This is a genomic window from Pseudoalteromonas sp. NZS71_1 (assembly GCF_015864305.1).
Taxonomy (GTDB): Bacteria; Pseudomonadota; Gammaproteobacteria; order Enterobacterales; family Alteromonadaceae; genus Pseudoalteromonas; species Pseudoalteromonas arctica.
The window spans coordinates 1-18,483 of record NZ_JADYXM010000019.1; the positions used below are offsets into that span (position 1 = coordinate 1).

Below are 18,483 nucleotides of genomic sequence, written 5' to 3' on the forward strand. Positions count from 1 at the left end.
TTGAGCTTAAATCGTACCTTGAACTTGTTGAGCTAACAGGGCGAATAATACGAGAGGATAAGCGTGGGCATATTGATAATATGAACCTTCCTTTGTTAGAAAGGCTTAATATATCCCCAGAAAACTGGTTAAAACTCACCACACAATTTACGCGCGTATTCCATGGTGCAGTAGGTAGGCCCACTTCACAAGCAAGTTACTGTGAAAATTTAAAGCGTAAACGGCGATCAAATATTAGCAATTGCGAAAAGCTACTCGCATAAAACTTAAGCTACTCAATAAAACTATTCAGTAATAAATCACAACTGCATTATGCAGTTATTTTCATGCGTGTAACTTAGGTTTAATATGGCTAATGACTCATTTAACGGATGAAATAAAGTAACCCAGTAATAAAAGATAAATTCTTAACCTGAAGAGCGAATTTTTTGGCATAGTTTTGTTTGTTCAATTAAAGTGGCTGTCTAGTTTAGTCGCTAGTTTAGTCGCTGATGGTTAGAATTAAAGCCAGCGACTTGGAATACATTTTTTGCCAAATCAATTGATAATGTGCTAATTTTCATGACGGACGTTCCCTTTTAACTGAGTGAGTTCAATTACCAGTTTGGCGCATTGACGCCGTTTTGGGGAGCGTCCATCTCATCAGCCATCTTAAATTTCAGCTTAGTCAGCAGTGCAGAGCAAGTTTTCGGAGTATTAAAAAATGGACTTTGTTATATGCTTAATTTTATTTTTATTGTTCTATATTTTAGTCAATTATATCCAAAGCATTATTGGGTATTACCCTAAACTAGCTAGAGAATATAAAACGGATTTAATTATTTCTGATTCCTCACTTTTAAAATCAAGCAGTATGTACTTGACGAATGTGGCAGATATTTCTCGTGAGAAAAACAGTGAATATCGGACTTGGCTAAATATCAAATCATTTCAGCAAGGTATATTTATAAGCCAAAAACGGATGTTGATTCTACTATTTCCCAGGAGTTTTTTAATACCATGGGAGCAAATTAGTTTAATAAAAGAAAAAACTAATTTTCTTAAAAATCAATATCTTTATAAAGTCGAATGTAAAAAAGAACCTGTTTATATCATTACGAAATTCGATTTATTAAAAAGCGTAAGTAACAAGAATTTACGAGAATAAATGAAGTCAAATCTTGACTTCATACACCAAAGCTTAACTGAGTTAAATCGCTTTGATATAAGCCATTATCCTCTTTAAAAGCGAAGCGCCTCATATCCTCTTTGTTAATTAGTCTTTAGATTACTAAGAGGGAACAAACTAGGAATGCACTAAGCGTATACTTTAAACGTAAAACATCGGCGAATTAGATCTCTAATATACGCTGATGTTTATAACTTATTTAAGTAAGCACATTACTTGTAAGGTATTAAGCCTCAGTCTGCTTTACGGTAAAGGCTTATTAAACATATTGCTAAAAGTAACGTTGCAATCATGCCTGAAGCGCCAGCAACAGCTGATGGAAGGAATCCATCACGGCCAAAGGTAATTAAAATACCATTGGCAAGCATTGCAACTCCGCCAGCTAAGGCTGTAAGTCCGCCAATTGCTTTGCCGCCTTTAGCTATAAAAGACAGGCCAAAAACAAGAGCTGCTAATCCCAATAATAATTTAGCTGCGTAGTAAATCATGAATGACAAAGAAACCACGCCACCAATTAAAGGTTGTGCGCCTTCTACTGTGCCCGCAACTTTTCCAAATGTAGAAAACAAAGTAAGGCCAATACTCACCTGTACTATGTTAAGTACTGCGCTAAACGCGATAGCCGACCAGCCTAGTTGGGCGTTTTTTGCTTGCACCATAGATGTCCCTGCAAAGGCAACAAGTAAAGTAAATACCAGCGCTTCTAGCCCCCAAGCCACCTGCCTTGAAAAACTAATTTCTGCACTATAAAGGACAGAATAAATACCCTGTGATATCGCCAATACCAATAATAACGATGCTGTAATTAGCATGGTGCGTTTATTCGTAAATTCCATTATTTACCTCTTATAATTTTATATTTAATGCTTTAAAAAGATTCGACAGGTTTGAATACGTCAAACAGGAAGCTTTTTAGCTAATTAGCTTTTACACTTAGCCTATAAGACAGGTAAAGCTATTTAATTATTTCACCTAAACCTATAAAAGTATTAATTAATAATAAATAGGCTAAAGCTTTGGATTTTTAACCCAAAATTAAATTGGTAAAACTGTTTTGATTCAAGCCATTTATGCCCTCTAAAAGCGCAGCGACTAATTCCCTCTCAGTAAATCAACGTTTAACTATCTTAATTATCAAAAGGGTATTAATTTTGAGTATGTGGTTAAACGGCTTAATACTTACTGCGTTAAGATAAAAACGTAAAATGAGACCAGTCACTTAACGCTGTAATAGTTTGCTTTGTAGGGGGCGCAACATAGATTAAACCTGCAATGGCAATAACTGATGCTAGCGTAATTAGCTTATTATCGAAGTCGGCTATTTTTAAAGCTGTTCCGAAAGAACGTTTAATGGTGACATTGCTTAAATCTACACTGTAAATTTCATCCAGCAATAAATGAATTAATCCGCCTAATAAAATAAACCCACCCGTTAACCAGGCAAAGACAGCTGCTTGTGTGGTTGATTGGTCATTCAGTTTCCATGTTACTTGAGTCGTTAATAGCGCGCATAACAGTATAAATAGTAAAGAGTGGCAACTACCTCTATGTACTGTGATCCATTCAAAAATTGGTCTAATAATATATTTCATAAATCCGTAAACCAATAATGGCACTACGATTAACTCGATAAAGCTAATTTCAATAATGAGCTCGGTGGTTATGTAATGCAGTACCAGTAATACAGCGCTGAGTGCGAATAAGTTAAAAATAGTATCGAGTGATGTTGAGTTATCTGAATCTATGTCGGGTAATAAGCCGCCGATTGAGCCTAAAAACCATAACCAGAGTGCGCCCTTTAATTCAATATGTCCTGCAGATAATAAGGTGGCTGAGGCTAAGCCTGTGATGATTACGGCAGTATTAAGATGAGTATTGAAGTTTGCCATTGTATCTCTTGATGGGAAAAAGTAGGGCATTCTATCAATTGAAAAGTTTATTGTTCAATGTTCTTTAAAAATTGGGCTTAAATAACCTTGGCTCTGCTTATAAATCACTCTCTAGTAGCCATTTTTAGTGCTAACTGCGTTGAAAGAGCTCAATTAACCATCTTACTTTTTAAACTCGTCATAAAATGCAATTTGCCCTCGACCTGTTTCTTTTACGTGGTAGAGCATTTTGTCACCATTGATCATTAATTCGAGTAGCTCTTCACCATCATTAGGGCCTACTGCAATACCAATGCTTGCACCCACGGTGCATGTTTTATTTTGTGAAATATAAATGTCTTGTTGTAACTCATTTAGCAAAGCGATTGATTGCTCACGCGTGGCTGCTTTGTTGTAGGTATTAACCTGCCTTGCAACTATAAACTCGTCACCGCCTAGGCGGATGCATATGTCGGTTTCTTGGTTAAAGTGCTTTTTAAATCGGTATGCTATTTCAATAAGTACTTTATCACCGGCTTCGTGGCCGTAGGTGTCGTTAATGGGTTTAAACTTATCTAAATCAATCATCATTAGTACTAGGTGCTGATTGTGTTTAATGCACTCGCGCAGCGCTTTTTTAAGGCGTTTTTCACCGGCTCGGCGATTAAGTAAATCGGTAAGTGGGTCGTGATCGGCTTCAAAGCGGGTTTGAAATTCGCGTTCGGCGCGCTCAGTTACATCATGTAAAATCACTTCAACTAAGTGTTCTTGATGAGCGCTTCGCTTTGTTTCACGTTGCTCTGTTAATCTAACAAATAAGCAGTGCAACCAAATGGTTTTATGGCCCACTTTGCACTCTATATCTAGGGTTGCTTGTGGCGGGTTTTTATCACAACGTATATCTGCAAGTAGGTTTTGTAATTCATCAACGTTATTTAACAGAGCAGGAAAGTGCAAGGTTGATAATTCTTCTTCGCCGGGTACGGTAAAGTAATGTTTAAACGCAGGGTTAAAGGTGGTGATAATATTTTTGTCATCTAATAAACAAATACCGGCGCTGGCTTGTTCAAAAATAAGTCTAAATTTAGCTTCTAGTTCTTGAGTTTTTTTACGAAGAGATTGCTCATTACTAATGGTTAGCTTTAACTCATGCATTAAGGCGTTTATACCTTGCGTTAGCCTGCTTATTTCGTCTCGCTTACCTTGCTTAAACTCTAGCATTGTCATGGTTTCGGGATTGGTAGGGTCAATTGTCGCAAAGCTGTCTGTTAGGTTTTGAATAGGCTGAGTGAGCCATTTGCGTACAACCAGCGACACAAAAAAAGCGATGACGATTGATTGAATCAGCATTAAAATAAATTCTTTTATAAGTGATGACTGTGCTTGTTGTTCAATAAAGTTATCGTCGGGGTATATGGCCAGTACACCTATAAAAGTGTCTTCTATAAAGGGGTGAACTAATTTAATTAAAACAGCTTCTTTTTTCTTGTTAGTAGAGCCACTTGCAATAAATAAATCCATTTCTCCTTTTGGGTTTACCTCTCCTTCTAAGCTTGCGCCTTGCACTAGATCATTACTTAGCAGGCCATTAATAATTTCTTGGCTTAATTCACGGTCGTTTAGGTAGGCTGCTATGGCGGCTGTTTTTCCCATTGTTTGTGCTAACTGCTGCACGAGTAGGTAATTGGTGTTTTTCTTTTCTTTAAGACCCGAGTAATAAGAAAGTGTTGACGATACTAATGTAACTACAATGGCGACAATTGCGATTGATAGAGCAACGCGTACGTAGAGTGCTTGGCTAATTTTTATCAAATGTGTATACCACTTTTACTGCGTCTGTAACTTGCGATTGAGGAATATAACCAATTGCAAATTGTGATGCAGCTATTTTGTTTAACGCATCTTCAACGGATGTTGACGGTGATGGAGGCTTTGCACGCCCTGAAAATAATAACCTTGCCCAATAAGCATTAATTTTTTGCTCATCTTTGTTGACTAGTTGCAGGTAAAAATCATTTTTTAATGTTGATTGCGCCGGTAAATCAAGTGGCTTAGAGGTTTCACCATCAGGAAACGTTAAATAACGGCCCATGTAAATATCAATAACTTCGCGCTTAGACAAGGCGTTAATTGTATTGCTTTTATTTACCACTACTACAAACTCTGTAGATTTGGCATTAACACTAACAAGCAGCAGGCATAGCGGCAGCAACACATAAAGGAGTGAGTTACGATAGCTCATCATTGTTAAAATACCATACTAGCGTTCAAACTGAGCATATGTACTTTGTGGCCTTTGTCGACATCGGCAGGATTACTAAGACTCCATAAACCCGCGCCTTCGGGCTTTATATCAAAGCGGTCTAGTTGAGCTTTTAGCGCTAATCGCTCCGACAGTTGCCATTTTACACCTATGTTAATTGAATGCTGATGAACATAAGGCACCTTAATAGCAGCCTGTGTTGCAAGTGCTAGCTGTTGTATTGGTTCTGAAATTTGATCGGGTATGCCTGGTGAAAAAACAGGTTCGTTTACTTGTATAACATCGTGACGATTTTTTGCTGCTGAAAAGCTAGTGTAAAATATTGCATTGTTTACCCTATAACCAGCGCTAATATAAGTATTGAGTACTGATGGAGCTATTATCCAATCGGATTCCGAAATACCTACTTCAGATTGAATAAGCCAATTATTATGATCGTAGGTTAGTCCAAACGCCGCGTATTCTATACTGTGGCCTTTGGTATTAAATTTGTTAGATATCGTTTGTGCTTGTGGCCATATACTTTGTGGTACTGCGTCTAGTAAGGCTAAAAAATCATCCAATGAGGTTAGCGTATAGTCACCAAAATCAGATTTAGATAAAGAGAAACGTGCGGTCCATGCGTCTAGTGAATAGGTTGCACTAAAGGTGGTTAAATTATCAAAATCAATAAAAAAGTCGTCATTATAGGCTTTTAACTTTGCTGTAGAGCTTCCATATGCGAGCTTTAAACGTAAAAAACCTTCATCAATGGCTTTACTGTATTCAATATCCACACCGTCGTAATTTCCTGCAATGTTTGCAAAAGAGTAGTATTCGTGAGGAGGGCGGATCCACAAATAGGCGTATCCTACATAAGGATATTCGGAGAGTAAGTAAAGGTCGCTGTTTAGCCTGCCAGCACGAATAGCCCAATGGCGTGAGGGGCGGTAACGTACAAAAGCGAGTTCTAAAAAGTTATCAAGACTTTTGAAGCTATGATCTTGTACTACTACTTGAACCACAGAGTCCCAATTTTTTGAGAGCGATATATTAGCTTGCCCACCTAAAATTGAATCACGCGTTGCTGAAAAGCCTGTATCGTTTTCGTTTAAATAATTAGATGCAAAGGCGATATCTGAATCGTCAGTGTAACTGAGTGTTAAAGATGCAAAACCACTAAATTGCACGTCTACTTCATTTGCATCGCTTTTATTAGCAGCAGAAATTACCAATATGGCTATGGCAATTGTACCTCGGAACAACATGTTAGCGCTTATTTTTATGATATGGATAATAAAAAGATAGCACATTTTTTAAAATTACCAACTTACCCAACATAAGATTTTACCAAAGGCGTTAGCATGGTAAAGCTAAAAAAATTACACTCTTTATTCTTGGTTTTTAATTTACGTTAAATTGTAAATAAACACACATAACACCATCATAAATTCCACTTAAAAGTGGCTATTTAAGTTGCTTTAATTTTACCTCCTAAAGTAATAATTTATTAACTAAGTAACCTATTAACTAAGTAACCGTAATTATCTTATTTGTTAACTATTGGGATGTTATATTGTTGCAATTGGCATTTGATATAGTATAACATTCACGCCATCTAATTTCCCTAAATAGAGTTTGAGTGTGACAGCACCTACCGCAATTAATAAAACACCAACAATTGCCCCTAAAACTTTTGATAAACAACTTAGCAATGCAGACGCCGTCCTGAGTGATGCGATGATTGAAGTGAGTTCTTTAAATTTTAGTATTAAAAATAACGCTATTTTAAAAAACTTAAGCTTTAGTGTGGCTGCAGGTGAGGTTTATGCGCTACTAGGTGGTAATGGTGCGGGTAAATCAACCACGTTAAAAACGTTACTTGGGTTTAATAAACCAACCGAAGGCTCTGTAAAAGTAGCGGGTAAAGAGGTGAGTAAAGCGCTTGATTTTGTGCGAGGTAAAACAGCGTATTTGCCAGAGTCGGCTACGTTATATCCGCATTTAACTGCTCGTGAAAATATTGAATATTTTTTATCACTCGCTGATATTAAAAAATCAGATGAGCAAATTAACGCGGCTTTTAATCGTGTTGCACTGCAATACGATGCGTGGGATCGCCACATGCAAACTTATTCAAAAGGCATGAGGCAAAAAACAGCAATTGCACTTGCGATACTGCGTGAAGCTCCGATATTTTTACTAGATGAGCCTACATCGGGCCTAGACCCTGTTGCCATTGATGAATTTAATCAACTTGTACGTGAACTTGCATTAACTGGTGCGACCATTTTAATGGTTACCCACGATGTATACGGTGCCTGCCAAGTCGCTAATCGAATTGGTTTACTTAAAAACGGTGAGCTGGTGGGAGAGTTTGATGCGCCCCAAAGTGGGCGTATTGATACCGAGCAAGTACACGCTGCATTTGGGCATCACGCTAATAGAGGTGCTTAATGAGTATAAATAACTTTTCTAAGGTGGTGATTGTTGCCAAAGATGAGTGGCGTTATTGGCTTCGCTCAAAATTAGCAATGACCGTGCTTGCTATTGGTTTGGTGCTCACGGTTGCTTCGGTGATTGTAACGGCTATTACCATGATGGAGCTAAGCCACACACGGCATGAGTTACAGGCAACTAGCGATAAAAGCTTTGTTGATCAACCCGACCGTCATCCACACAGAATGGTGCATTATGGGCATTATGCATTTAGAACGCCTTCACCACTTAGTACGCTTGACCCGGGTATTGATGCCTACACAGGCAACTCTATATTTTTAGAAGGGCACAGACAAAACAGCGCAATGTTTGCAGATAGTCGCCAAGGGACTGCATTAACTAAATTAGGCAGTTTAACGCCTGCATTTATTGTGCAAACACTCGCACCTTTATTATTAATATTAATTGGCTACAGCGGTATTAGCCGAGAGCGCGAATCGCAAACGCTTTCTTATTTGTTATCGCAAGGTACATCGGGTGTAACGCTAATTGCAGGTAAAGGATTGGCGCTACTTTCTGTTGTGGGCTTAATTTTAACTCCGCTTACGGTATCGGCTTTATTTACGGTTGCTGCGGGCGAAAGCTTACTGGCAGTTGTAAGTTTTGTTGTTGGCTACGCTTTATATTTAACTGTGTGGGTATTACTGATTTTACTGGCATCGAGCGTGTTTAGTAAAAACAGTGGTAGCTTTACCGCACTTGCCTTTGTGTGGATTTTACTGTGTATTGTTATGCCACGCGTAGCAAGTACCAGTGCCTCAACAGCTGTGCCATCTGCCGGTAAAATAGAAACAGACTTTGCTGTAAAAGCACAACTTAGAAAATTAGGCGACGGCCATAACGCAAACGACCCTGCCTTTATGCAATTTAAACAATCACTTCTTAAAAAGTACAACGTTAAAAGTATAGATGAGCTACCCGTTAATTTTAGAGGATTAGTAGCCAGCGAATCTGAAGCAAAATTGACTAACGTACTAAACAAATTTGCCCAGCAACGTATGCAAGCTGAGCTTAAACAAACGAAGGTATCTCGTTATTTTGGTTGGGTTTCACCTATGGTGGCTATTCGGTCGTTATCGATGATAGTGGTAGGGACGAGTATTGAAACTCATCACCGCTTTTTGCGTGAAACCGAGCAGCTTCGTTTTGACTTTGTGCAAGGGCTTAACAAAGTTCATGTAGAAAAGCTTAGCTACCAAGACGATATGAACCGCAATGCCAGTACCGAAGCGACTAAGCAAGCTCGTGTCAGTGCACAAAATTGGCAAGTACTGCAAAACTTTACTTTTAATATAGATAACGCACAAGTGAGAGCGCAGCGAAGTATCCCTGCATTTTTACAGTTATTTATTTGGATTGCAGTGCTGTTAGGCGGTATTAAATTTGTAGGGAAGCGTTTGTTATGAGTTATGTATTAAAACAACTTGCGCGTGAATGGCGTTTTTTACTTCGTCAAAAATATTTAGTGATATTACTAGCATGTACATTTGCTATATCGGGGTTTGCAGTTTTCAGCGGCCTTAGTGAGGTAAGCCAGCAACAATATACTATTGAGCGTTTAAAAACGGCTGATTTAACTGAATTAGCTAACGTACAAAATAAATACAGTGATGCTGGTTCGCTTGCCTATTACAGCTTTCATTTAACGTATTCAGCACCTTCAAATTTAGCGTTTGCTGCTTTAGGCGAGCGCGATATTTATCCGTGGAAACACCGCTTAAATTTACTTGCCCTAGAGGGACAAATTTACGAGAGCGATTCACAAAACGCAGAGCTAGCGCAGGCAGGTAAAATTGATTTTGTATTTGTAATTAGTGCATTAGCACCGCTGATAGTTATTTTACTATTTCATGATTTATTTGCTAATGAGCGAACAAGCGGTAGGCATGACCTATTAGTGACTACGGCTAAGTCGTACTTTGCATTATGGGGGGCGCGTATAGCTGTAAGGTTAATAGCGGTAATAGTGTGTTTAATGTTGCCATTTTATGTAGGTACATTGCTTAGTCATTCGGCCCTTGCTGATGTGGGGTTTGTTACTTTTATATGTGTAATTTACATTGCGTTTTGGACTTTGCTTAGTGTGTGGTGGGGCAAAAATGCCAATAGTGCGCCGCGTGTTGCTTCAACATTAATCGGTTTTTGGGTGTTAGTTGCCTTTATTATTCCTATTTTAGGCGATTTAGTTATAAACAAAACGGTTCACTCACCAAAGGGCGGCGACATTGTGCTTACTCAGCGTGAGGCGGTTAACGATGCATGGGACTTACCAAAGAAAACCACAATGGATGCTTTTGTAGCATCAAATCCACAGTGGAAAGATCATGTTGATATGCAAAGCGAGTTTGAGTGGAAATGGTATTACGCATTTCAGCAAGTTGGAGACGAAAAAGCAGGTGAACTTTCACATGCTTATCGAGATGCAGCGCATACAAAGTATCAACTAGCGGGGATTGTATCGTGGTTTTCACCACCACTATTGCTACAACGCAGTTTTACCCGATTGGCGAGCACTGATGCTTTAGCTGCATTTAGATATGAATACCGTATGCGAGGATTTCATAAAAGTTTGAGGGAGTTTTACTACCCTTGGCTGTTTATAAAAGGCAACCCACCTAAAGCTGCGCTTAAGAGTATGCCTAGCTTTAAAAAAACAATGCTTAATGAGACGGATGAGCCTGACGTTACAGGCGTTAAGCTAAAAGAAAATTTATGAGTCAACTAATTAACAAGGTTTATAATGAATACCAATAAAAATGGGCTAAAGCTCAGCTATTTAAGCGCATGCTTAGTCAGTTTGTTTAGCAGCCACGCTATGGCTGCTGAACAAACCCCAAAGGATGACAGCGTAAATAATAGCCCTATAGAAAGATTGGCAGTGATTGGCTCGCGCCAAGCTTATCAAGGTAATTTTAGCCCTTTAGAAACACCGCAATCAGAATTAAAAATAGACTTAGAAGCGCTTGAAAACGCAGGTGCGATAAATTTAAATCAAGCGCTTGATTTATCGGCATCGGTAGCGCGTCAAAATAACTTTGGTGGGCTTTGGAATAGCTTTGCGCTACGTGGCTTTGTAGGCGATGAAAACTTGCCAAGCAATTACCTTGTTAATGGGTTTAATGCCGGGCGTGGTTTTGGTGGCTCACGTGATTTGTCGGGTATTGAATCGGTTGAGGTGTTAAAAGGTCCACGTGCTGCTTTATTTGGCCGTGGTGAACCTGGCGGTACAGTAAATCTCGTTACTAAGCGCCCAACGTTTGATACAAGCGGCGAGCTAAAGCTAAGCGTAGGCAGCTTTGACACCTACCGCGCTGATGTAGATTACACCACGCCCCTTAGCGACGACGTAGCAATTAGACTGGTTGGTTTTTATGAAGACGCAAAAAGCTTTCGCGATACAATAGAAACAACTAAACAAGGCTTTAGCCCATCAATAACATGGAATATTAATGATAATAGCCAGCTAATATATGAGCTTGAATACAGCGACCAAGAGGTCCCTTTTGATAGAGGCGTATTAGCCATAGATGGCGAACTTGGTTTAATACCACAGAGCCGCTTTTTAGGTGAGCCAGGTGATGGCCCAATAGAGGCTGACGTACTTGGCCATCAATTAGAGTTTATTCATGACTTTAATGATAATTGGAGCGTATTGCTGGGCGCTAACTACCGTGATACCTCGCTTGAAGGGTTTGCTACCGAAACTGGTTTTGATGGCGTGATTGATGGCGAAGTAAATCGCTTTAGGCGCTACCGTGATTACAATGCAAAATATCAGGTATTTAGAGCCGAAGTGACAGGTAATTTAGAGGTTGCAGGGTTGGATCACCGTTTAATAATTGGGGTTGATTCTGATAAGTTCGAAAATGATCAATTTGTTCTTCGTGTACGTGGCGATCAGTATATAAATGTTTTTAATCCTGTATATGGAGCGTATGAGTTACCTACGCCAACGGCCAATACCGATAAGTTAGAAGTGCAAGAGTCGTTAGGTGTATTTATACAAGACCAAATAAGCCTAACCGATAAGCTTGATGTACGTATTGGTATACGTTTTGATGACTACCAACAAACACTCAATAATCGTTTAGCTGATACACAATCAAAACAAAATGAGTCACGTGTTAGCCCCCAGTTAGGTGTTGTGTATGAGGCGAGCGAGTTTGTATCTTTTTATGCCGCTTATGGCGAAAACTTTAGGCCTTTATCAGGCACTGATACAAATGGCGATGGGTTTGAACCAAATCAATCTACTTCAACAGAGTTAGGGGTTAAATTTACTTTAAACGATGGCGCTTTATTTGGCACTATCGCGATGTTTAAAGTAGAGCAAGACAACATGCTGGTGGTTGACGATCCCACTGCATTTACTTTTGCTGCAATAGGCGAAGCACAAAGCAAAGGCATAGAGATTGATATAAACGGTGAGCTAACGGATGATGTAAGCCTATGGTTATCGTATGCGTATGTTGATGCAACTATTGAAAACTCATTTTTTGATGCTAACTTTGGCTATACAGTAGAAGCGGGAAGCTCTTTATTAAATATTCCTGAGCATCAATTTAGTTTACAGCTAGTTAAATCGTCTGAGTTATATGGTAAAGCCGTTAAATTTGGTGGAGGCTTGGTTTATGTAGGCTCACGAAACGGCTTTTTTGGTACCGATTTTGAGCTGCCAAGTTACACAACAGCGCGTGTATTTGTTGATGTTGATGTAACTGAGTCAATTGGCATGCGTGCAGAGGTAGACAATCTGTTTGATGAAACCTATTACACTAACTCATTTGCTGATGCGTGGGTTCAACCGGGGACACCGCGTAGCGTAAGGTTAAGTGCGACTTTTAAGTTTTAAACGTACACATTAAAATCATACAAATGAAAGGGCTGCTTTTTTTAAGCAGCCTTTTTTGTGACTTAAGACGTTTAATAATAAATACTAGTGGGTTGCTCTGTCGCCCCAAATATCTTCTAGGCGGCTATCGCGACCACAACGCCAACGATAGGTGTTGTAACGGATTGGGTTGTTTTTGTAATAATCTTGATGAAAGCTTTCTTTTCCTTTAATAGGGTAAAAGGTACTTGCGTTTAGTATTGGTGTAACCACAGTTTGATTAGGGAACTCGGCAACTACTGCAGCTTTTGTTTTTTCAGCTAATTTACGTTGTTCGTCGTTTTCAACAAATATAGCACTTAAGTAACTAGGGCCTTTATCGCAAAATTGGCCTCTGGCATCAAAAGGATCAATATTAACCCAGTAATGATCAAGTATGCCTTTGTAGCTTACTATGGCTGGGTCGTAAGTGATTTCTACGGCCTCGTAATGGCCTTTATGATTACCATTGTACGTTGGATTTTTAAGTTTACCGCCAGTAAAGCCCGATATTACATCGGTTACGCCTTCTAGTTTTTCAAAGTCGCTTTCCATACACCAAAAGCAACCACCGGCTAACACGGCTTTTTCGGTTTTAGCTGCATGAGTAAATGTGCTAAACAATATTGCGGCAGATGTTAATGCGAGTGCGAGTGATTTTTTCATAAAATTATCCACCTGTGGAGTGAGTTTATAAATGCTTGTAAAGTTAGACCCGCTAAATGCTAATACTATTTCATTGTAGAGGCATTGTATTATCAGGCTAACACTTATCTATGGTGTAAAATAATGTGCTTAAATGAGTTTTATAGTGTTAGGGCTTGTCGTTAGATCACTTTATAAGTGAGCAGCATGGTTTAATTAGTTTAGCCATATAAGCGTCATTTAATGGGGTGTTGAATTATGCTGGCTTGTTCATTAAAGTGACAACATTCGAGATATAAATTAGCAGGTGATAAATGAACCAGTTAACTGAAAAATCAATAAGCTGCCCTTATTGCGGCGAAAGTATAGAAGTATTACTTGATGCAGCAGATATTGATGAGCAATACATAGAAGACTGCCAAGTATGCTGTAAGCCTATTTCGTTTGTAGTATTTGAAGATGAAGATGAGTTAAACGTTAATGTTTACAGTGAAGACGAAGCGTTTTAATGAGTTAATTAGATATGAGGCTGCAATTTTGCAGCCTTTTTAATGCGTATGTGTTTGGTTAGCTATTTTGTTCTCGCGCTAGTTGGTTAGGGAGAAGTTCTTCTACTATTTCGCGTGCTGGAAGTGTGTAACGTGTGCCGTCAAACATTACTGAGGTAAACTCGTTAATATTAGTAATGCCTGTTAAGGTCCAGCCTTCGCCGCGCTTTGGGCAATATACTGTGGTAGTGGGTTGTATTACTTGAAAATCGTCACTCATTACGTTCTCTTACTCTTTTTGCTTTAAAGATAATGCTTGTTAATGGGGTATGGTAAGTTAATAATGCCTGCCCATAAAGAGCTAATTTAACTAACCACTTAAATAAAATGTTTAATACCACAAAGCTTGAACGCGTTACGCTGCGTTTAATTACCCACAAACACGCTGCGTGTTTATTTAATATTTTAAACCACCCGCATGTGTCAGAATTTAACGACTACGAAACACCGCTCAGCAAAACACAAATCAAACAATTAATACAAGATGATATTAGTGCCTATTACGAAGGCGAAGTGATTAGAGTTGCAATTGAACATAATACATCTGGAAAGTTAATGGGTACTTGTGGGCTTTATAATTTAACACCGTGTAAAAGTAGTGCGTTTATAGGATTTGAGCTGCACCCCGACTTTTGGGATAAAGGCGTAATGTTTGAAGTAGTCACCGGTTTTATTGAAACGCTACTTAAGGATATTCCGCTTAAACATTTATCGGCTGAGGTGAGTGCACACAATGCACGTTCACATAATTTACTTATTAAGTTAGGTTTTAGTTTAAGAGAAAATTCTATTTGGCATAAATCACTTTAACGAATGACGGCAATTATAAGTGCTTATCTTTTTTCAATCCTGAAAGGTCAACGCCTCCAAGTGTAAATAAAATACAAAAGATAACGGCTTTCTATTATAGTTAAGCGTAAGCAAATGAATTTGTTACCCGTGTTTTATTAAATATTTACGCTTAACAAGGATTTTATATGCTAGAAAAACTATCTCAAGATGCGCTTGTTATTTGGGCAACCATTGACCCCATAGGCACTATGGCGCTGTTTGCTGCGCTTACTTCTCATTTAACAGATCAACAACGTCGTAAAACAGCCTTTAAAACGGTGCTTTACGCTGGTTGCGTACTATTGGGTTCTATTTTAATAGGGCAGCTAATACTTAATGCGATGGGAATTAGGTTGGTGTCGTTTCAGTTAGGGGGCGGAATTATATTGTTTTTGTTTGGCCTGCAAATGATATTTGGAAACGATTCTAACAAAGCTAAACAAGACCCCGATCACGATATAGCAGTGTTTCCGCTAGCTATACCTGCAACAGCAACTCCAGGCGCTATTTTGGCGGTGATACTACTTACCGATAACCACATACACCCAATTACCACACAAATAGGCACAGCGCTTGTTACACTTGGTGTGTTGGGTATTACATTAATACTATTGCTGCTTTCGGGTAAAATAATTAAGCTTATTGGTACTGGCGGCGCGTCTATTTTAACGCGTGTGATGGGGATGATTTTAGCCGCGTTTTCGGTTGAGCTTATTATGACCGCGCTTGAAATAAAACAATGGGTTAAGCTCGATTAAATAACTCCTAAACATTTAAAGGAATGCCGCATGGCAATAAAAATAACAAAACACTATTTTATTAATTTAAGTTTAGCCGTAGTAATTTTTGCTATCGGTATTTTAGCCATACGTTATTACAACCATTATGTATCGGCTTATACAGATGTAACAATTAACTCAAGCGTGCTTGATGAGTCGCGCAAAGTGTTTATAAGATTACCTGCTAATTACAATCCTAAAAAAGCGTATCCGTTAATTATTAAAACCGATGGAAACTTTAATTTAGATACATGGGATAAAGCACTTACAAAACAAGCTAAGAACGAAAAAGGGGATAAGGCTATATTGGTGTCTATTCCTAATTTATTTTTTACAGATACACGTAATCGCGATTTAGTGCCTCCTTATGCTCGCCAAGATGTAAATACACAAGCGCGACCAGAGGGAGAAACACTTATAGAGCCAAATGGTGAAGCCGACAAGTTTTTAGCGTTTATTGAAACTGAGTTATTCCCTTATTTATCAGCAAAATATAAGCTTAGTAATAACCGCGTATTAAGTGGTTTTTCGGCCGGTGGCAGCTTTGTACTTTATGCACTGCATACAAGGCCTGAACTGTTTAATGGCTACTTTGCATTTAGCCCAGCGGCTTGGTATGACGATATGACAGTGGTTAATAATGTAGAAGCATTTTTAACTACTCAAGCAAATAAAATTAAGTCGCCTACTTATTTATACCTTTCGGTGGGTGGAGCAGAGCATCCGTTAATGTTAAAAGCGTTTGATAATTTAGAGTCTGCTTTAACAGCAAATCCTAATAATAACCTTGTGTGGCAAAGCGCTATAAACGAAGGTGCTGAGCATTCAGATAATCCAACATTGAGTGTATCAAAGGCATTAGCTGGTTATAGTAAGTTTATTAAAAAGTAGGTTAGATAGGTTTAACCGGTGGCTGTATGCATATACAGTTACCGGTGTTTTAACTATTTATGATAACGAATCAGCTTCATAGCACTTTACTTAGTTTAATGTTATTAACGACTTACAAAGGGAGATGTTTTAATTTATTTTTACACAGTAAATACGCACACTGTGTTTATATACAGCACGTAGGTGTTGAGTTAGAATACAGGCAGTACCTATGAGCATATGTGATCAGCAATAATCAGTGCAAGCACTTTGCAATTTCAATATAGTTTCACCATCTTTATATACTCTGAATGCAATTAATATAACTAAGCTGGTGGCTTTACAGTGAAAGAACACATCATACTTAATTTTATTATAATGCTAAGCTTAGCAATAGAGTCAAATTGAAAAAAAGTAATCAGGGAGGTAGTGCAAATAATCAAGTCTACGGTAACTTCAGCCAATAAAGATATAGATGCGAGTAGTTAACCTATTTGTGATTCGTTAAAATTTTGCTCGTTCATTGTATTGGGCAGCAAACGGTAGACGTAAAAAATAGGGGCATCGTGAGTTGATGGTATTACACATTAAAAAAACAATACCAGTGCGGCTGTTAATGCATTTGTTGAAATAGCCTTAAATGCAAAACCAAATATTCAACAAAGCATGGCGAAATAAAAAAAGCCCAGTTAAAAAAGTTAAAAGGGCTAAAAGGGTTGTGCTTAGGGAAGTTGTAGTCGTTTTTAAACTTATATTTAGAGCTTATATTTAGAGCTTATATTTAGAACTTATATTTAGAACTTATATCTAAAACCAAATGCTATACCGTCATCTTCCGACTGCTCCATTTGTGCTTGTTGATCGTCGTTATCACTTTCAAAGTCACTAAAGTCTTTACGCGCTTCTACGTAGGCAATAGTGTCTTCGTCAATTAAGTAGTGAAGGCCAATAACAGCAAACTGACGCTTAAATATATCGTCTGGATCGGCGTTAAAGTTTGGCTGAATTACGTAGTCATCACCGGCATCAAACACGTTGTAGGCAATAAAAGGGCGAAAATCGTTATCAAAGCGGTAAGATGCAAATGTTTCTATACCTATTGCGTCATCAATTAAGCGACCAATATTATCGGTGTCGTGGTTTTTGTTTTTATTTATGTTGGCAGCAACATAAAGGCCGGGCTTATCAATGTTGCCCCACATAATGCCTGCACCGTAAATTAAATCTTCAACATTGCGAGTAGAACCATCGCCAAACGTTAAATCAAACTCACCACGGTTAACACCGGCTGTAAGTGTTAGCATGTCAGTTGGGGTATAAGTTACAGACGCACCAAATGTGTAGTTAAATTCAACTTCTTGGGCTGCACTATCGCCAGAGTTCCATAGCGTTTCGCATTCTTCTTCTGAAATGTCGGTTACGTCACAGGTATAAAATTCGCTGTTTTTAAGCTGTGCTTGTACTGCAAAACTAAAATCGTTATAGCTATTGCGGTACTGCACTAACTTATCACCACGGCCAGTGCCATTTACAGCGCCATCGTCTTTGTTATAGGTGTAAACGCCAGCTGCATTACCATCCCATACAAAGCTATTATTTGTGCCATAAACTACGTCGTACCATGCACCCCATTGTTTACCAATGGTAAGTTGACCGTACTTTTCGTGTGAAAGGCCTGCGTAACCTAAACGGTTATACAAAAACTCGTCCTGAATTGATTCAAAACGATTGTTATAAATTATATCGCTGCTGCCAACAGGGTTTACACCCCATTCTACGAGTGCAAGGGCAGTCCAGTCTTTCTTGAGCTTTCGGGTAAAGCCAAAGTTAATGCGCGAAGTACCGTTAACAACTTCGGTTTCGTTTTGTGTGTTAATTACACGCACATCAAGATATCCACCTACTTTTAGAGTGTTTTTATCATCTTTGTATAACTCTACCGCCGAAACAGCGGGTGCTAATACAATACTTGCGCTAATCAGTGTCGCTAATTTTTTGCTCATCTTGTGTGTTGCCCTGTGTAAATTTCAGTGTTTTTACGTAGGTAAAAATTCAGATTTGAAGACTAACAAAGCAATAAAGAGCTCAAAAGTGAAAAATACTCAACAAAATTGACAAGCAAATTCTATTGATATTCACTAGAGGTTAATTTTGTTTTTCAGG

17 protein-coding genes and 1 pseudogene are annotated in these 18,483 nt (G+C 38.5%); 10 read left to right on the plus strand and 8 right to left on the minus strand.

Going from position 1 to position 18,483, the window contains the following annotated elements; genetic code table 11:
* Positions 1–263, plus strand: a pseudogene (locus tag I6F43_RS18500) (transposase); the annotation flags it as partial.
* Positions 264–703: 440 nt separating this feature from the next.
* Positions 704–1,147 (plus strand): hypothetical protein, encoded by a 444-nt coding sequence (locus I6F43_RS18505; RefSeq protein ID WP_024598369.1) that lies wholly within the window; start codon positions 704–706, stop codon positions 1,145–1,147.
* 254 nt (positions 1,148–1,401) lie between these two features.
* On the opposite strand, the gene I6F43_RS18510 is transcribed toward I6F43_RS18505, so the two are convergent.
* The 5 genes from I6F43_RS18510 to I6F43_RS18530 all read right to left on the minus strand — a co-directional run bounded on the left by I6F43_RS18510 (position 1,402) and on the right by I6F43_RS18530 (position 6,546).
* Positions 1,402–2,004 (minus strand): hypothetical protein, encoded by a 603-nt coding sequence (locus I6F43_RS18510; protein WP_024598370.1) that lies wholly within the window; start codon positions 2,002–2,004, stop codon positions 1,402–1,404.
* Positions 2,005–2,355: 351 nt separating this feature from the next.
* Positions 2,356–3,057: a metal-dependent hydrolase gene (locus I6F43_RS18515; protein ID WP_197103507.1), complete on the minus strand. Its 702-nt coding sequence runs from the start codon at positions 3,055–3,057 to the stop codon at positions 2,356–2,358.
* A gap of 162 nt (positions 3,058–3,219) precedes the next feature.
* Complete coding sequence (locus tag I6F43_RS18520; RefSeq protein ID WP_197103509.1) at positions 3,220–4,848, minus strand: sensor domain-containing diguanylate cyclase; 1,629 nt, start codon at positions 4,846–4,848, stop codon at positions 3,220–3,222.
* Complete coding sequence (locus I6F43_RS18525) at positions 4,835–5,281, minus strand: hypothetical protein (RefSeq protein ID WP_165726070.1); 447 nt, start codon at positions 5,279–5,281, stop codon at positions 4,835–4,837. The genes I6F43_RS18520 and I6F43_RS18525 overlap by 14 nt, the downstream gene beginning before the upstream one ends.
* Before the next feature lie 2 nt (positions 5,282–5,283).
* On the minus strand, positions 5,284–6,546 hold the full coding sequence (locus I6F43_RS18530) for a hypothetical protein (RefSeq protein ID WP_197103511.1): 1,263 nt from the start codon (positions 6,544–6,546) through the stop codon (positions 5,284–5,286).
* A 472-nt stretch (positions 6,547–7,018) separates the two neighbouring features.
* Here I6F43_RS18530 and I6F43_RS18535 point away from each other — a divergent pair, with 472 nt between their 5' ends.
* The 4 genes from I6F43_RS18535 to I6F43_RS18550 are packed head-to-tail and all read left to right on the plus strand — an operon-like array spanning position 7,019 to position 12,629.
* Positions 7,019–7,735, plus strand: coding sequence for an ABC transporter ATP-binding protein (locus I6F43_RS18535; RefSeq protein WP_231614112.1), 717 nt, complete (start codon positions 7,019–7,021; stop codon positions 7,733–7,735).
* A complete protein-coding gene (locus tag I6F43_RS18540; protein ID WP_197103515.1) occupies positions 7,735–9,183 on the plus strand; it encodes an ABC transporter permease in 1,449 nt (482 codons plus the stop codon). The genes I6F43_RS18535 and I6F43_RS18540 overlap by 1 nt, the downstream gene beginning before the upstream one ends.
* A complete protein-coding gene (locus I6F43_RS18545; RefSeq protein WP_197103517.1) occupies positions 9,180–10,493 on the plus strand; it encodes a DUF3526 domain-containing protein in 1,314 nt (437 codons plus the stop codon). Before I6F43_RS18540 ends, I6F43_RS18545 begins: the two co-directional genes overlap by 4 nt.
* A gap of 24 nt (positions 10,494–10,517) precedes the next feature.
* Entirely contained in the window at positions 10,518–12,629 is a 2,112-nt protein-coding gene (locus I6F43_RS18550; protein ID WP_197103519.1) for a TonB-dependent siderophore receptor, read from the plus strand.
* Positions 12,630–12,713: 84 nt separating this feature from the next.
* Here I6F43_RS18550 and msrA read toward each other — a convergent pair whose 3' ends face one another.
* Positions 12,714–13,313: a peptide-methionine (S)-S-oxide reductase MsrA gene (gene msrA, locus I6F43_RS18555; protein WP_165735155.1), complete on the minus strand. Its 600-nt coding sequence runs from the start codon at positions 13,311–13,313 to the stop codon at positions 12,714–12,716.
* A gap of 293 nt (positions 13,314–13,606) precedes the next feature.
* On the opposite strand from msrA, the gene I6F43_RS18560 reads away from it, so the two are divergent.
* Entirely contained in the window at positions 13,607–13,801 is a 195-nt protein-coding gene (locus I6F43_RS18560) for a CPXCG motif-containing cysteine-rich protein (RefSeq protein ID WP_024593951.1), read from the plus strand.
* 58 nt (positions 13,802–13,859) lie between these two features.
* On the opposite strand, the gene I6F43_RS18565 is transcribed toward I6F43_RS18560, so the two are convergent.
* A complete protein-coding gene (locus I6F43_RS18565) occupies positions 13,860–14,060 on the minus strand; it encodes a hypothetical protein (RefSeq protein WP_007586727.1) in 201 nt (66 codons plus the stop codon).
* Between the two features lie 107 nt (positions 14,061–14,167).
* Between I6F43_RS18565 and I6F43_RS18570 the strand changes: the two genes are divergently transcribed.
* The 3 genes from I6F43_RS18570 (at position 14,168) to I6F43_RS18580 (ending at position 16,341) form a co-directional block, all read left to right on the plus strand.
* A complete protein-coding gene (locus tag I6F43_RS18570; protein WP_197103521.1) occupies positions 14,168–14,650 on the plus strand; it encodes a GNAT family N-acetyltransferase in 483 nt (160 codons plus the stop codon).
* Positions 14,651–14,817: 167 nt separating this feature from the next.
* Complete coding sequence (locus tag I6F43_RS18575; protein WP_024593948.1) at positions 14,818–15,429, plus strand: MarC family protein; 612 nt, start codon at positions 14,818–14,820, stop codon at positions 15,427–15,429.
* Positions 15,430–15,459: 30 nt separating this feature from the next.
* Complete coding sequence (locus tag I6F43_RS18580) at positions 15,460–16,341, plus strand: alpha/beta hydrolase (protein ID WP_197103523.1); 882 nt, start codon at positions 15,460–15,462, stop codon at positions 16,339–16,341.
* Positions 16,342–17,114: 773 nt separating this feature from the next.
* Here I6F43_RS18580 and I6F43_RS18585 read toward each other — a convergent pair.
* On the minus strand, positions 17,115–18,323 hold the full coding sequence (locus tag I6F43_RS18585) for a porin (protein WP_197103525.1): 1,209 nt from the start codon (positions 18,321–18,323) through the stop codon (positions 17,115–17,117).
* Positions 18,324–18,483 lie beyond the last annotated feature (160 nt).

Excerpts from the sequence above, each read along its gene's own strand:
- I6F43_RS18505 (WP_024598369.1), top strand. The coding sequence starts at position 704 with ATGGACTTTGTTATATGCTTAATTTTATTTTTATTGTTCTATATTTTA.
- I6F43_RS18510 (WP_024598370.1), bottom strand. The coding sequence starts at position 2,004 with ATGGAATTTACGAATAAACGCACCATGCTAATTACAGCATCGTTATTA.
- I6F43_RS18515 (WP_197103507.1), bottom strand. The coding sequence starts at position 3,057 with ATGGCAAACTTCAATACTCATCTTAATACTGCCGTAATCATCACAGGC.
- I6F43_RS18525 (WP_165726070.1), bottom strand. The coding sequence starts at position 5,281 with ATGATGAGCTATCGTAACTCACTCCTTTATGTGTTGCTGCCGCTATGC.
- I6F43_RS18530 (WP_197103511.1), bottom strand. The coding sequence starts at position 6,546 with ATGTTGTTCCGAGGTACAATTGCCATAGCCATATTGGTAATTTCTGCT.
- I6F43_RS18535 (WP_231614112.1), top strand. The coding sequence starts at position 7,019 with ATGATTGAAGTGAGTTCTTTAAATTTTAGTATTAAAAATAACGCTATT.
- I6F43_RS18540 (WP_197103515.1), top strand. The coding sequence starts at position 7,735 with ATGAGTATAAATAACTTTTCTAAGGTGGTGATTGTTGCCAAAGATGAG.
- I6F43_RS18545 (WP_197103517.1), top strand. The coding sequence starts at position 9,180 with ATGAGTTATGTATTAAAACAACTTGCGCGTGAATGGCGTTTTTTACTT.
- I6F43_RS18550 (WP_197103519.1), top strand. The coding sequence starts at position 10,518 with ATGAATACCAATAAAAATGGGCTAAAGCTCAGCTATTTAAGCGCATGC.
- msrA (WP_165735155.1), bottom strand. The coding sequence starts at position 13,313 with ATGAAAAAATCACTCGCACTCGCATTAACATCTGCCGCAATATTGTTT.
- I6F43_RS18560 (WP_024593951.1), top strand. The coding sequence starts at position 13,607 with ATGAACCAGTTAACTGAAAAATCAATAAGCTGCCCTTATTGCGGCGAA.
- I6F43_RS18565 (WP_007586727.1), bottom strand. The coding sequence starts at position 14,060 with ATGAGTGACGATTTTCAAGTAATACAACCCACTACCACAGTATATTGC.
- I6F43_RS18570 (WP_197103521.1), top strand. The coding sequence starts at position 14,168 with ATGTTTAATACCACAAAGCTTGAACGCGTTACGCTGCGTTTAATTACC.
- I6F43_RS18575 (WP_024593948.1), top strand. The coding sequence starts at position 14,818 with ATGCTAGAAAAACTATCTCAAGATGCGCTTGTTATTTGGGCAACCATT.
- I6F43_RS18580 (WP_197103523.1), top strand. The coding sequence starts at position 15,460 with ATGGCAATAAAAATAACAAAACACTATTTTATTAATTTAAGTTTAGCC.
- I6F43_RS18585 (WP_197103525.1), bottom strand. The coding sequence starts at position 18,323 with ATGAGCAAAAAATTAGCGACACTGATTAGCGCAAGTATTGTATTAGCA.